This window comes from Burkholderia sp. SIMBA_051, assembly GCF_046534915.1.
Classification (GTDB): Bacteria; Pseudomonadota; Gammaproteobacteria; order Burkholderiales; family Burkholderiaceae; genus Burkholderia; species Burkholderia ambifaria.
The window spans coordinates 1-239 of the sequence record NZ_JAWRXS010000819.1 but is presented as its reverse complement, the minus strand read 5'-3'; the positions used below and the strand labels follow the sequence as shown (position 1 = coordinate 239).

The following is a 239-nucleotide window of genomic DNA, read 5'->3' as shown; positions in this document are numbered from 1 at the left end:
GAAGTCCGCGTCGCGCTCTCGGTGGTCGACGAAGCGGGCGCGATCGCCAATCTCGACGCCGCCGAAAAGGAAGCTGGCGGCGCCCGCTTCGACGCCGTCCGCGCCCGCACCGAGGGCGAATGGCGGAGCGCGCTCGGCGCGCTGACCATCGACGCCCCCGCCCCGATGCGCACCAACCTCACCACCGCGCTCTACCACAGCCTGCTCGCCCCCAGCATCTGGAGCGACGTCGACGGCCG

Annotated in this window: 1 protein-coding gene; it reads left to right on the top strand. The window is 73.2% G+C overall.

Translation table 11 applies throughout. The annotated features are described in order from the left end of the window. On the top strand, window positions 1-239 hold a 239-nt coding region (locus tag SB771_RS36730; RefSeq protein ID WP_410722250.1), incomplete at both ends, for a glycoside hydrolase domain-containing protein.